At 39.4% G+C, this 14735-nt stretch carries 9 protein-coding genes and 1 CRISPR repeat array (1 of these 10 cut by a window edge); of the genes, 4 read left to right on the plus strand and 5 right to left on the minus strand.

The genetic code is table 11. The annotated features are described in order from the left end of the window. Window positions 1-47 precede the first annotated feature (47 nt). Both dnaA and dnaN read left to right on the plus strand, forming a co-directional pair. Complete coding sequence (gene dnaA, locus ACM0OR_RS06920) at window positions 48-1427, plus strand: chromosomal replication initiator protein DnaA (RefSeq protein WP_323267050.1); 1380 nt, start codon at window positions 48-50, stop codon at window positions 1425-1427. A 432-nt stretch (window positions 1428-1859) separates the two neighbouring features. Beyond that, complete coding sequence (gene dnaN, locus ACM0OR_RS06925) at window positions 1860-3020, plus strand: DNA polymerase III subunit beta (RefSeq protein WP_190699428.1); 1161 nt, start codon at window positions 1860-1862, stop codon at window positions 3018-3020. A gap of 80 nt (window positions 3021-3100) precedes the next feature. Here the strand turns inward: dnaN and ACM0OR_RS06930 are convergent, their stop codons facing one another. The 5 genes from ACM0OR_RS06930 to ACM0OR_RS06950 all read right to left on the minus strand — a co-directional run bounded on the left by ACM0OR_RS06930 (window position 3101) and on the right by ACM0OR_RS06950 (window position 8851). Then, on the minus strand, window positions 3101-5875 hold the full coding sequence (locus ACM0OR_RS06930; RefSeq protein WP_323267007.1) for a GAF domain-containing protein: 2775 nt from the start codon (window positions 5873-5875) through the stop codon (window positions 3101-3103). 352 nt (window positions 5876-6227) lie between these two features. After that, complete coding sequence (locus ACM0OR_RS06935) at window positions 6228-7415, minus strand: TRC40/GET3/ArsA family transport-energizing ATPase (protein WP_323267006.1); 1188 nt, start codon at window positions 7413-7415, stop codon at window positions 6228-6230. A gap of 108 nt (window positions 7416-7523) precedes the next feature. Next, complete coding sequence (locus tag ACM0OR_RS06940; protein WP_190699420.1) at window positions 7524-7799, minus strand: hypothetical protein; 276 nt, start codon at window positions 7797-7799, stop codon at window positions 7524-7526. An 82-nt stretch (window positions 7800-7881) separates the two neighbouring features. After that, the gene (locus ACM0OR_RS06945; RefSeq protein ID WP_414575591.1) at window positions 7882-8268 is read right to left on the minus strand and encodes a DUF2358 domain-containing protein; all 387 of its coding nucleotides are present in this window, start codon (window positions 8266-8268) and stop codon (window positions 7882-7884) included. Window positions 8269-8272: 4 nt separating this feature from the next. Then, window positions 8273-8851 (minus strand): hypothetical protein, encoded by a 579-nt coding sequence (locus tag ACM0OR_RS06950; RefSeq protein WP_414575592.1) that lies wholly within the window; start codon window positions 8849-8851, stop codon window positions 8273-8275. A gap of 285 nt (window positions 8852-9136) precedes the next feature. Between ACM0OR_RS06950 and ACM0OR_RS06955 the strand changes: the two genes are divergently transcribed. Together ACM0OR_RS06955 and ppsA are read left to right on the plus strand one after the other, a co-directional pair. Continuing rightward, a complete protein-coding gene (locus ACM0OR_RS06955; protein ID WP_414575593.1) occupies window positions 9137-10540 on the plus strand; it encodes a WD40 repeat domain-containing protein in 1404 nt (467 codons plus the stop codon). Between the two features lie 427 nt (window positions 10541-10967). Beyond that, window positions 10968-13457, plus strand: a complete 2490-nt coding sequence (gene ppsA / locus ACM0OR_RS06960; protein ID WP_414575594.1) for a phosphoenolpyruvate synthase — start codon at window positions 10968-10970, stop codon at window positions 13455-13457. 448 nt (window positions 13458-13905) lie between these two features. Next, window positions 13906-14735: direct repeats of the CRISPR family, unit length 37 nt; unit sequence ATTGCAATTTCACTTAATCCCTATTAGGGATTGAAAC; it runs 1807 nt beyond the window's last position.

A 14735-nucleotide genomic window follows, 5' to 3' on the forward strand; every position in this document is an offset into this window, starting at 1 on the left:
GCACTCATAACTTCTATTGTGACAATTAGTGGCAAAGGTAGTAAATGATGGAAATTACTATTGACAGTTTGTGGACTCAGGTACTAGACCGCTTACAAATAGAATTATCCCGTCCCACCTTTGAGACTTGGATTAAAACTGCTAATGCAGAAAGATTAGACAATAATTGTTTATTTATCGTTACACCAAATCCCTTTGCTCGTAATTGGTTACAAAAGTATTACATTAATACTATTGCTAATGTAGTGCAGGATATTTTGGGATATCCTATAGAAATTTCTATAAAGGTGGCTCAGAGTGATGCCCTTGAAGAACTAGGGGAGTCAGCAGTAAATTGGGAATTACCAACCCCAAATAATGCCTCGGAAAGTGGGACTAAAAGAAGGCAGCCAAACACAGACTTAAATTTTAAATATGTATTTTCCCGATTTGTGGTGGGGGCAAACAGTCGCATGGCTCATGCTGCATCGTTAGCGGTTGCTGAATCTCCTGGGCGGGAATTTAATCCTTTATTTTTATGCGGTGGTGTAGGTTTAGGCAAAACTCATCTGATGCAAGCAATTGGTCACTATCGCTTAGGAATTTACTCTGATTCTAAGATATTTTATGTTTCTACAGAACAGTTTACTAACGATTTAATTACAGCTATTCGTAATGACAAAATGCAGAATTTCCGAGAACATTACCGGGCTGCTGATGTGTTGTTAGTAGATGATATTCAGTTTCTTGAAGGTAAGGAGTATACCCAAGAAGAATTTTTCCATACTTTTAATACATTACATGAAGCTGGTAAGCAAGTTGTGATTGCTTCTGACCGCCCACCTAACCAGATTCCCAGCTTACAAGAGCGTCTTTGCTCTCGCTTTTCAATGGGGTTGATTGCTGATATTCAGTCTCCAGATTTAGAAACGAGAATGGCTATTCTCCAGAAAAAAGCGGAATACGAAAATATCAGATTACCCCGTGATGTCATTGAATATATTGCTGTTAATTATACTAATAATATTCGGGAATTAGAAGGAGCTTTGACGAGAGCCTTAGCTTACATTTCTATTTGGGGGTTGCCTATGACTGTAGAAAATATTACCCCTGTTTTAGAAACTCCCACAGAGAAATTTGAGGCGACACCAGGGGTAATTTTAACGGTGATAGCTGAAAATTTTGATCTCTCAATTGAAGACCTGAAAAGCAACTCCCGCCGACGGGAAATTAGCTGGGCGCGTCAAATTGGGATGTATTTAATGCGGCAGCATACTGATTTGAGTTTACCGAGAATTGGTGAAGAGTTTGGTGGTAAAGACCATACAACTGTGATGTACAGTTGTGAAAAAATTACTCAATTGAGGGAGAGCGATCGCAGTTTATCACAAACTCTGCGTCAACTGAGCGATCGCATCAATATGACTAGTTCATCACGGCGAAAATAATCCGACAAAGTTTTCCACAACTAGTAATCATGCCACTCTCTAAAAATGATTTAAAATATTAAGTAATGTATAAAAATAGATTAAATTTAAATCTCTTTTGTGGAAAATAGTATCCTTTTTGTGGAAAAATTGATATTTTCGGAGAAAAATTCCTTAAGTATAATTACCCTGTGGAAAATCTCAAGAAGTTTTCCACAAGTTTTCCACAGATATTTATCTTCCCAACTTTGACTAACTAGGGAATTACGGAAGGTTTTCCACAGTTTCCACAATTTTTAAAGCAGGAGAATAGTCTGATAGCCGTTAAAATGTCGCAAGTTAAATAAATTTTTATACTCAAATATTTTTGAATAAAACTAAAAACTACTCTCTTCTGCTCTCTTGCCTAGATATGGGAATGCTACTATATTTACTCACCAGCTGAATCTAATCATGAAATTAGTTTGCGCTCAAAGCGATCTCAGTACAAACCTCTCACTTGTTAGTCGTGCTGTACCTTCACGACCAACTCATCCTGTACTTGCCAATGTTCTACTGCAAGCAGATGCTCAAACTAACCAAGTAAGTCTCACAGCCTTTGATCTCAGCTTAGGTATTCGCACTAGTTTTAATGCTGAGGTGTGGCAAGAAGGAGCGATCGCACTTCCTGCTAAATTACTTGTAGATATCACCTCCCGTCTACCAGAGGGAGAAATCACCCTAGATGATGAATCGACAGATAGCACCGCCACAGGAGAAGGTTTAGTCGTTACCCTCACACCCAAAACCGGAAAATACCAGCTACGCGCTATGGGTGCAGAAGAGTTTCCCGAATTACCTCTGATTGAAAATACTCAAGCGATTAATATCACCGCCACAGCCTTAATTGAAGGATTGCGAGGTTCTTTATTTGCGACAAGTGGAGATGAAACTAAGCAAGTCCTCACAGGCGTTCATCTAACGGTTAAGCAAGACACATTAGAATTTGCTGCTACTGATGGACATCGCCTAGCAGTAGTAGAGACTAGTAATGAGCGTCCATTGGAAGATAACGAACAACAACTAGAAGTTACAGTACCAGCGAGAGCCTTACGAGAGCTAGAACGGATGTTGGCTCATAAAGCTGCATCTGATGAACCCATAGCCCTATATTTAGATCAAGGTCAAGTGGTGTTTGCGTGGGGTAATCAACGTCTTAGTAGCCGCACTTTAGAAGGTCAATACCCAGCTTATCGCCAACTTATTCCTAAACAATTTGAACGACAAGTTACAGTAGAACGCCGACAATTTTTAAGTACATTAGAGCGAATTGCCGTATTAGCCGATCAAAAGAATAATATTGTTAAACTTAGCATTGATAGTAATTCCCAAGAATTAACCCTATCTTGTGAAGCCCAAGAAATGGGTAATGGTAGAGAGTCAATGCCGGCTCAAATCTCTGGAACAGATATAGACATTGCCTTTAACGTCAAGTATTTGATGGAAGGATTGAAAGCCTTACCATCTTCAGAAATTCAAATGCACCTGAATCAAGACTTAACTCCAGTTATTTTTACGCCATTGGGTGGTTTAAAGATGATTTATTTAGCTATGCCAATTCAATTAAGAAATTAAAAATAGGATTAGGGATTAAGGATAGGCTCAAGTCTAGTCATGGTTTTCACCCTATCCCTGATAAATATTTCTGTCACCTGTCACCTATCCCCTATCCCCTGTCCCCTTTGATAAATAGGGATTTCAATCCAAAACTCTGTTCCTACCCCCAACTGTGAATCGCATTTAAATACACCGCCATGTTTATCGACTACAATACCGTAACTAATTGATAATCCTAAACCAGTACCCTTACCTACTGGCTTGGTAGTAAAAAATGGATCACATATTTTCATTCTTAAAGTTTCGGGTATACCTGGGCCATTATCTGCAACGCGAATTACCACGCTTTTGATATGATTTTTGAGTTCCCCAATGCTAGTAGTGATAGTAATCTTATTTTTATAAGGTTCTGATGGTGATTGCTCATAATCTTCTAAGGCATCAATGGCATTACTTAAAACGTTCATAAATACCTGATTCATTTGTCCGGCATAGCACTCTATCAAAGGCAGATCAGTATACTCTTTAATCAGGTTAATAGCAGGACTTTCTGGTTTGGCTTTTAATCGATGCTGCAAAATCAGTAAGGTATTATCTATACCGTCGTGAATATTCACAGCTTTCATTTCGGCTTCATCAAGACGGGAGAAATTTCGTAAAGACATGACAATTTGACGAATCCGCTCAACTCCAATTTGCATAGAAGATAGAGTTTTAGGCAAATCTTCAGATAAAAACTCTAAGTCAATCTTGTCTGCCAAATCTAGAATTTCCGCAGTCGGTTGAGCAAATTCCTGCTGATAAAGCTCTAGCATACTCAGCAAATCTCTAGCATATTCGCTCACATGAGCCAAGTTGCCATAAATAAAGTTCACTGGGTTATTAATTTCGTGAGCGACACCCGCTACTAATTGTCCCAATGAAGACATTTTTTCAGTTTGAATGAGTTGCGTTTGAGTTTGTTGTAAATGATGCAGTGCTTGAGTTAACGTTTCTGCTTGTTGTTGTGTTTGGCTGAGTAGTTCAGCTTGTTGTAGTGCTACTCCTAGTTGAGCTGCAATCTGAGTCAGGAAATTCACTTCCGAAGTTTTCCATTGTCTAGGAGATGAATGTTGATATGTCGCGAGCAAACCCCAAAGTTTCTGTCCTATAAAAATAGGTGCAAGCACAAAAGCATGAATCTCGAAATTTTCTAACATCTCCACATGGCACTGATCAAATCCCATTTTGTGGATGTCATCTACCGCAAATGTTTCTTTTTGGCGATATCTTCCTCCTTCTGTTCTTTGTAAATAAGTATCATTCCAAACTGTATTGACACATATTTGTGATTTATTTGACCAGTATGAATTAACTGCTTCAAAATCACCGACAAATTCACCACCCCATTCAGCATTGAAACGATAAACAGAAACACGATCTGCTGCAATTAACTGGCAAACTTCTTTAGTAGTAATTTGAAATATAGTTTCAGTATCAAGAAATTCCCGAATCTTAGTAATAACACTAAAGACTGCCTGTTGTTGTTCTACTGTTTTTTGTAATTCAAAAGTACGTTTTGTGATTTGTTTTTCTAAATTGTGATTAAAAGCTTGTACCTGTTGATATAGATCATATTGTTGAATTGCTGAGGCAAAGTGCTTACCAATTTCTTTAGCTAATTCTATTTCTTCATTTGTCCATTGTTGAGCTTGTGACTTTTTAGATTCACACCACAGTTGAAATGATTGACGAGGGTAAATTTGTCTTTTGTCTGGGTCATGCTGACCTGCCCACAGAGTTTCTGTGTCTATTTCATTGCGAAAAATACTTAAGTATCCTAGCAACTGCTGACGATACTCCAACGGAATCATCAAAATGCTGCGAATTTTTGTTGGTTGAAAAACAGGCTGTAAACTATGCAATGCAGGAGTTTGATATATATCGGTAATTGCCCACACATCATAATGATGAGATTTATAGTGTTCTTGCCAGACACTATATTGCTCAATGAGGGGATAGATAGTTGGTTCTGGAATAACTGGTTGTTGACCGCAGGTATAAATCTGGACACAATCGCTACCAGGAATTAAACATTCGGCTAAACTCTTGTGATGACTATTGTGTAGGTCAAGAGCTTGATTTTTGAGGCAAAGCCTACCACCAACACCGTTAAAAGCGGTAACTGCTGCTTCTAACGCAGGTTGTAGGACAATTGTGGGTAATGAGTGCAGTAGGGTAGCAATGCGATTAATTACAGCTTCCCGTTCTGCTTTTGCACGGGCTTGGGTGAGGAGGTAACTTTGAGAAATTGCCACGGATAATTGATCTACAACCATTTGCATAGCTGCCAACTCATGTTCGGAAATATCACGGGCTTGTGAGTGATGAGATACCAACAATCCCCAGAGTGCATCTTGATGGAAAATTGGGGCAACAACGGAAGACTTCACACCCATTGCTGTGAGATATTGAGCATGACATGGATCTACAGGACGATAACGGATTCCTTCTGGTGTTTCTTCTCCTGTTTCTAATTTATGTAAGGTACTTTGACCAATTTGCCCAGAATCTACATTAACTGCACAACGCACCTTTGACTTGATGAAAAGTTCCCTAGCTACGGGGGGAATGTCATCGGCGGGGAAATTTAAGCCTAGTAATGAAGGTAAAAGGTGTTCGTAAATCGATTCAGCAATGACCTGGCCGCTTCCATCAGTGTGAAACTTGTAGATCATGACGCGCTCAGTTTCTAGTAGTGCGCGTACTTCCGCCGTTGTCGCCGTAATAATATCTTCCAACTCTAAGGATTGACGGATACGAGTTGTAATCCGACGTAGTACACTTTCTTGATTGAGACTAACCTGTAAATCGGATGGAGCGATCGGGGACATTGCTTTTTATTAAATTAATTTCAGGAAAAATATTAGATTTTTATAAATCTAAAAACATTCTGTATTTTTATGAATCACATTGTCTACAGTAAAAATACGGCCAAAAGTATGCTAAATAATTTATTTTGAAAAATCGTCAATAATGATTTTATAAAGTATTGGTAAACTTCATAAAAGCTTAATAATAGCTAAAATTAAGAAAAAAAAGACGCAATATTGCGTCGATTAAAATCAGAAATAAAAGTCAATATTGCCCTTTATTTTCAGATATTTGGTCTAATTTATAAAACAGGATTTCTTTGCTTTCTTGATTTGCCAATTATTCGGATTTTGACTCTCTAATTGTCAATTATTAGACTCTTGCATTATCAGTAAAGCGAATTTTGAGATAATCGTCTTCCATCTTTGCACCTGCGGGTTGTAGTGCAGCTAGGGCTTGAGGTAGCACTAAGTTACGGCGATGATTACCAATTGTAATATTTAATTCGTCCCCAGTTTTATTGAGTTGAATTTGATTTTTGGGAATCCCTGGCAAGTACAATTCTAAGCTGTATTGATTTTGTTCTTGCACTACTCTAAGGGTAGTTTCTTTGTAATATATTTGAGTTGGGTCTTCATCTTTATAGAGGGTTTCTTTTAACCGCTCTAAGGCTGCTAAACCACACATTTCCTCAGAGAATAATGGTACTTCTTTAACAGGTAGAGGATGAAAATTATCATGAATTTCTTGACGATATTCCTCTTGATTTTGTTTCCAACGTTGGAAGAATGGATCTTGAACTTCCGCCGGGATAATTCGATTAGCTACGACTAAATCTGTGGCGACATTATACAAGCTGAGATAGGCATGAGCGCGTAGCGATTCTTTAATCACCATCTTCTCTGGATTAGTGACTAAGCGGACTGAAGTTTGGGTATTATCTGTTAATACTTTTTCCAATGCTTCAATTTGCTCATAAAATTCATAAGGCGCATCCATTACTTCTTTGTTGGGCAAAGAAAATCCCGCAATGGGTCTAAAAATCGGTTCAACTAGGGGACGCAATGCTACAGAGATATTTTGAAATGGCTTGTAAAAACGCCGCATATACCAGCCACCAACTTCCGGTAAACTCAACAGTCGTAATGCTGTGCCGGTGGGTGCAGAGTCAATAATCAAGACATCATACTCGCCTTCATCGTAGTGGCGTTTCATTCTTACCAAGCCAAAAATTTCATCCATACCTGGTAGGATGGCTAATTCTTCTGCCTGTACTCCATCTAAACCTCTGGCCTGTAAAACCTGGGTAATGTAGCGTTTAACTGCACCCCAGTTTCCTTCTAGTTCTTGCAGTGCATCTAGTTCTGCACCCCACAAATTAGGACGAATTTGCCGGGCTGCATGGCCTAGTTCCATGTCAAAACTGTCTGCTAATGAGTGGGCAGGGTCTGTACTCAAAACCAGTGTACGATATCCTAATTCTGCACAACGCAGTCCAGTTGCTGCTGCAACGGAGGTTTTACCCACGCCGCCTTTACCTGTCATTAAAATTACTCGCATGGATGATTTTGCCCTGCCTGAGAATTGTTTACATTTATTTACGCTATTTCTATTATCAATGCTTTTGGGGTTTGGGGCATTGGACAAGGGGTATTGGGTATTGAAGATTTATTTATCTTGGGGATGAGACTGCAATAGTTGATCTAGTTTGGTTTCGATTTCTGAGAGTTTGTTAAGAATTGTAGGGCGATCGCCATCTACGGAAAGTAACAGGTTAAATATGCCTTCTTGTACCTGGGTTAATCTTTCTACTGCTTTTTGCAGTTGGATCATGCCTTCGCGGAGTTCTTGCCGTTCTTCTCGTGTGTCTGCCATATCGTCTAACATGGCTTGGATTGTTTTAGCGTTAGCTTCTATGAGTTGTTTGAGTTCTTTATCGGCCATAGCGATCGCTCTTTTGGTTTCAGTATATTATTGATCCTGTTTTGTATGTGAGATTGGGTAAATACTCTAACTTAAACTCGATTTACTTATGGTTAGAGATTATGTGCTGTTTCAACACGTCTAGACGAGAACAGTGCCAATAATCAATGTGAGAAACTATCAAGCCATCTGAGTTAAGTCCTAGTTCACTCCAACCAGAAATAGAGATGCGCGGTTTCCAGGGTAGAGGAGTATTCCAACTCAGTGTCCATTCGGTTTTGATGGTGTCTCCCAAGGGTTGAATATCATGTACATCCATCCGACAATTTAAAAACCAAGTTTTGATGAATTTAATCATCTGTTTATAGCGTTCAACACCACGAAAACTATTTAACGGGTCTTGAAAATAAACATTGGCGGCATAAATACTGTAGGTTTGATTGTCTGGGAAGCGTTGATAGTCTTGCTTGAGGATTTTGATGATGTCCATGTGATTATTCTGGGTGAGATTCTATTTCATGCCATAGACGTTCTAGCTGCCGTTGCCAAGCTGCTAAAACTTCTTCTCTTGTTTCTACCGTTTGGTTAATTTCTCCTAACAGTCCTTCTGCATAGAACCTTTCTAGGGTCTGCATTGTGGCTTGCAGAGATTGTCCTTGTTGTTTTGCGGCTTGCACAATCTGCCGAATGCGATTTTCGATGAGGCGATTGAAGACATCGTTTAAGCCTCCGGTATGTAAAGATATGAGTCTAGCGATCGCATTTTTCAAATCATCTCTCATCAAAGTACCGCTATGATGCTGATATACTCCCCACATCACGTTGTCATACAAGGCATAGCGGACTTCTTGGGTGTCATCAAAGTTGGCTGATAAAAACTCTGCTAAGAATGGTTGCGCTTCTTGTAATGGCACAATCGGTAATAAAACCCGCAACCAATTGCTATCTTCTGACAGCAATACCAACAGTCTAAATGTAGATGTGTCTATCTGCCAGGAGCAAGATGTGATCTCTTGTACATTTGCTGTGCTAAATAATTCGGTCAGAGTCCCTGCAATTTCTTCAGGTGTCATAGTTTTTTGAGCTTTTAGCCTCTAGGGTAATGCTATTACTTTTCTGGATACATCAGCTGATTATTGAACTTGTTCTACTACTTTCAGTTAAAAGTTTAAATTAATCCGAATAACAGCAATTTTTGTTACCAACTTATGGTTATGCTGGCGATCAAGCTTTGAATGTAAGCGACTGCTTATACCAAATCTCTGTGAGGCTTCACTGTATTAACCTGCAAGCTAGTTAAGAACATCTTCATAAAGAAATAGTATCAGCACCGATTCCCAAAATAATTGCGTTTTCTCATGAATTTTATTAATTTTGATTTTATTTTTACCTTTATTCTGCCACAACTGATATACGCAACTTTCGTTAGTGTAGTTATTGGGGCTGTAGTTGGCGGTATTATTGGGCTGATTATGGGAAAAAGCTCCCACCGCATGAAAGATACTCTATTTCCTGCAATGTTGGGTTCGTTTTTCGGTATGATGCTGCTGGCAATGATACCTATTTTTGCTAGTCCAGATACTTATATAGGAGGGCCTTTTGGTGGGCTGGCGATAATGTTGAAGTTCATTGTCGTAGCACCATTAGGTTCGATTATTGGCGGTGTGGTAGGTGGGATTTGTGGACTCAAGCTTTCTCCCCAATTTAAGTCCCGTTTTATTCTGATTGCAGTAATTTTCACATACAGTGTGATGTTGATTTCAATGTATGTGACCTTAGCACCTGCACCTTTTCAATTTGTGAAATCTAGTGGACAGGAGCAGAATTTTCTTCCTACCATCGGTAAGATTATCGGCTATGAGCAGAAATTTGCCTTATCTTCTTACAACGGCATTCGTTGTTTGGGATTTACTCGTGATGGCAATAAACTAGTCATTGCTAATTCCGGTGATCTGAGAGTTTGGCAAATAGATCCAGGTAAATTACTGAACACCTTTCCAGGCCCACCGGACGGCAATACAACTCTTAATGATCTCATAGAAGCGATCGCTATTACTCCCGATGGTAAAACTCTAGTCACAGCCGCACCAAAACAAATACAAATCCGGGAACTAGCAACAGGTAACATTCTCCACAGGCTGGAAGGTTCTGAGTTAGTCAAGCTGACTCCTGACGCTAAAACCCTCATCGGCTTCCACAAGGGAGATAAACCTACAGCAGATATAGGGGTTTGGGAACTCAGCAGTGGTAAATTATTGCGGACTATGCCGGCTAACATTGAAACTTTGGGTTCAGGCTATCCTGTGGATATCACTCCAGACGGTAAAACTGTAGTCGTTGCCAATAGTTCCTACAGCAACCAGATAGAAATCTCGGATATTAATACAGGTAAGCGGTTGCAATCTTTTGGTGATAACAAAGGCAAACGCATCAACACATTAGCCGTTACACCCGACGCTAAAACCCTCATAACTGCCCAAGAAGAGAATCTCCATATCTGGGACATAACAACAAAAAAAGTGGTGCGAATTATCCCGAATGTCGGCACAGTCAATACCTTGTTAGTTACGCCAGATAGTCAAACACTGATTAGCAATGGTAGTTCCTTAAATATTTGGCAAATTAGCACGGGTAAAAAATTGTTAACTTGGCAAAAACCAAAGGGAATCACCATTTCTCAAGTAGCACTTAGCCCAGATGGTACAACCCTTGCTGCCACGGATAACCAAGGGGTTAGGTTATGGAATTTAGCTGTTAAGTAGGGAATATACTGAGTTTTTTAGTCCAAGTGCAGGCTAGGCAAAAAAATCAAATAGGAATCTGATAGGAATTTAGCAATTTAACTTTTTATCAAAGATTGGCATTGTGACAAATTGTTAATCTATACCTCTATCTAAAGGGATAAATTATTGAAAAAAATGAATTATATTGCGCGATAAACCAAAACCTAGTTTTTTTTGTTATGGTGATCCCAAAGAAAATATTCAATACACTAACAGCATGAAAACACGATCCCTCGTGTCAATATGGCTGTCAATTTCCAGATAAAAAAAACTAAGTCAAAAAAATAATATCAATTCTCCAAAAAAAAGATTAAACATGAAACTTTGAGTCTTTAGAGTTTCATCTGTCTCTCTTAATTACGAATTACGAATTGATATTAGATCATCAATTTGGGAGGTAATATTTATGGTTACAGTATTTCATAGCACTGTGCCTCAATTTGCCAAGGAGAAATCACTTGTTCTCTGGTTTGATCAAGTTGGGATTACAGATATAGCTTTAGTTGGTGGGAAGAATGCGTCTTTGGGGGAAATGATTCAGGAACTAACATCCAAAGGCGTAAATGTACCTACAGGATTTGCCACTACAGCTTATGCTTATCGTTACTTCATCCAGTCGGCGGGGTTGGAAGCCAAGTTAAGAGAACTATTTGCTGACTTGGATGTAGAAGATGTCAAAAACTTACAAGCAAGAGGAAAACAGGCGCGATCGCTCCTGATGAACACACCATTTCCTTTAGAATTACAAAAGGCGATCGCTAGAGCCTATGAAAGTCTGTGTGAATTGTATAACCCCAACACAGATGTAGCAGTTCGTTCTAGTGCTACAGCCGAAGACCTCCCCGATGCTAGTTTTGCAGGACAACAAGAAAGCTATTTGAATATTGTTGGTGTAGAAGCATTATTAACAGCTTGTCATCAATGTTTTGCTTCCCTATTTACAGACCGTGCTATCTCTTACCGCCATACCAAAGGATTTGATCATTTTAGCATTGCCCTAGCTGTGGGTGTACAGAAAATGGTGCGTTCTGATTTAGCTACCTCTGGGGTGATGTTTTCTATTGACACCGAAACAGGGTTTAAAGATGCTGCTTTAATTACAGCTGCTTATGGTTTAGGAGAAAACGTTGTCCAGGGGACAGTTAACCCCGATGAATATTATGTTTTCAAACCAACATTAAAAGCAGGTTTTCGTCCCATTATTGATAAAAAATTGGGCAGCAAAGAATTAAAAATGGTCTATGATCGAGGTACTAAATCTACTAAAAATATACCTGTATCTAATTTAGAACAAAATCAATTTGCCCTGAGTGATGAAGAGATTTTACAACTAGGGCGTTGGGCTTGTTTAATTGAAGACCATTATTGCCAAGTCCACGGTATTTATACGCCGATGGATATTGAATGGGCAAAAGATGGTATTACCAATCAACTATTTATAGTCCAAGCCCGTCCCGAAACAGTGCAGTCGCAGAAGAACGGTAACGTATTGCGGAGTTATCGGTTGGTATTGGGGACTGGAGACTGGGGACTGGGGACTGGGGAGAAAACTAGCCAAATCTCTACTCCTCAATCTCTACACCCCTTAGTTACTGGAAGGGCGGTTGGGGAAGCGATTAGTCAAGGAAAAGCGCGGGTAATTTTAGATGTTAAACAAATACAAGAGTTCCAGGCTGGGGACGTTTTAGTTACAGAAAGAACTGACCCCGACTGGGAACCCATCATGAAACGCGCCAGTGCAATTATTACTAATTCTGGGGGACGTACCTGTCATGCAGCAATTATCGCACGAGAATTGGGTGTACCTGCGATCGTTGGTTGTGTTAACGCGACGGAAGTTTTAACAACTAGTCAAGAAGTGACGGTTTCTTGCGCGGAAGGGGAAGAAGGCAAAGTTTATGCAGGTTTATTACCTTTTGAAGTTAAGGAAGTAGCTTTAGAAAACTTACCTCATACCCGGACTCAGATTTTAATGAATGTCGGTAATCCCCAAGAAGCTTTGAGTTTATCTGCAATTCCTAATGATGGGGTGGGTTTAGCGCGGACTGAGTTTATCATTGCAAACCAAATCCAAATTCATCCTCTGGCGTTGATTCACTACGACAAATTAGAAGATGCAGAAGCAAAAGCCAAAATTGCTGCTATCACCGCCATGTATGATGATAAACCCCAGTATTTTGTCGATAAATTAGCCCAAGGGATAGGTAGAATCGCCGCCGCCTTTTATCCCAAGCCTGTAATTGTGCGAATGTCAGATTTTAAGAGTAATGAATACGCCAACTTAGAAGGTGGTAGACAATTTGAGCCAAAAGAAGAAAACCCCATGCTCGGCTGGCGGGGTGCAGCACGATATTATGATGAAGGCTACAAAGATGGCTTTGCTTTAGAGTGTCAAGCCATCAAACGAGTACGGGAAGATATGGGTTTAACCAATGTCATCCCGATGATTCCCTTCTGTCGCACTCCTGAAGAGGGACTGTTAGTTTTAGCAGAGATGGCAAAAAATGGGCTAAAACAAGGCGTGAACAACTTGCAGGTGTATGTGATGTGCGAGTTGCCTAGTAATGTAATTCTAGCCGAACAGTTTGCGGAGATATTTGACGGGTTCTCCATTGGTTCTAATGATTTAACTCAGTTGACACTAGGATTAGATAGAGACTCAGCTTTGGTGGCGCGGCTGTTTGATGAACGCAGTCCGGCTGTGAAGCAAATGGTCAAAATGGCGATAGAAGCAGCTAAAAAACACAACCGCAAAATCGGTATCTGCGGACAAGCACCCAGCGATTACCCAGAATTTGCTCAATTTTTGGTAGAACAGGGGATTGATTCTATTAGTCTCAATCCTGATTCGGTGCTAAAGACAATGTTAGAGGTGGCGAAGGTGGAACAGAGTTGAGGGACTAGTACCGCAAGGCGGAAGTCAAAAGTCAAAAGTCAAAAGTCAAAAGTTTAACATACCAAGGCTTTTGCTGTTTTGAAATGGTCTGCTTATTTACGCCGTGCTGTACTAGGAAGGAATTTTAGATTTTAGATTATTCAATCCAAAATCTAAAATTGCGAATCCAAGATTAAAAGGCTGGGGATTGGCTGAAAATTTAATTAGTTTTTTCGCTAAATGCGCGGATGGGTAGGTGTTAGAAATCTAATTGGAAAGACAATGGCTGAATTGCCCTCGGTACAAGAGTTTGAAGCAATCCTAACCACAGAAACACCCGCGCTCCTTACCCAGACTTGATTTCAGCAATTGATAGCCAATTTAATTAATATGGTTTATGCTATATGTTATCGCGATCGCGCATCTGAACCTTGAAAATCAAATACTGACTAGCTTTCCAGCTACCGCTATTGCAATTTCACTTAATCCCTATTAGGGATTGAAACATACCCCAGAGCAAGTCAACCGCGCCTTAGAGCTTCATTGCAATTTCACTTAATCCCTATTAGGGATTGAAACCTAACCTATACAGTGATTTTTGATGCTGATTGTAAATGATTGCAATTTCACTTAATCCCTATTAGGGATTGAAACGTCGGCTTTGACTTTTTCGATACCTTTGAGTAAAATTGCAATTTCACTTAATCCCTATTAGGGATTGAAACGCTACCTTAGCCCAAGGAATATCCTGGGCTACAGATTGCAATTTCACTTAATCCCTATTAGGGATTGAAACTTCTTAAGTCGCTTAAAAGAATCTTTTGGTGGGATATTGCAATTTCACTTAATCCCTATTAGGGATTGAAACGATTAACTGCTACCTCACCAATTGCGCTATTCAGTTATTGCAATTTCACTTAATCCCTATTAGGGATTGAAACAAACTCAAATTGTTAAATCTCTCAAGGGAGCAATTATTGCAATTTCACTTAATCCCTATTAGGGATTGAAACTGCTAATTCACTCATAGAAAGTCCATCTTTGAACTTAGATTGCAATTTCACTTAATCCCTATTAGGGATTGAAACTTTCTCCTAGATAATAATTGCTGAACTATTTTTAACATTGCAATTTCACTTAATCCCTATTAGGGATTGAAACGATCAGGGTTTGTTTTATCCTTGCGAGTCTTAGCTAATTGCAATTTCACTTAATCCCTATTAGGGATTGAAACGAAATATCAAAAACTTGATTTGATTCTAACGGTGTAATTGCAATTTCACTTAATCCCTATTAGGG

Origin of the sequence: Anabaena sp. CCY 9402-a, assembly GCF_963920945.1 — a bacterium.
GTDB lineage: Bacteria > Cyanobacteriota > Cyanobacteriia > Cyanobacteriales > Nostocaceae > Trichormus > Trichormus minutissimus.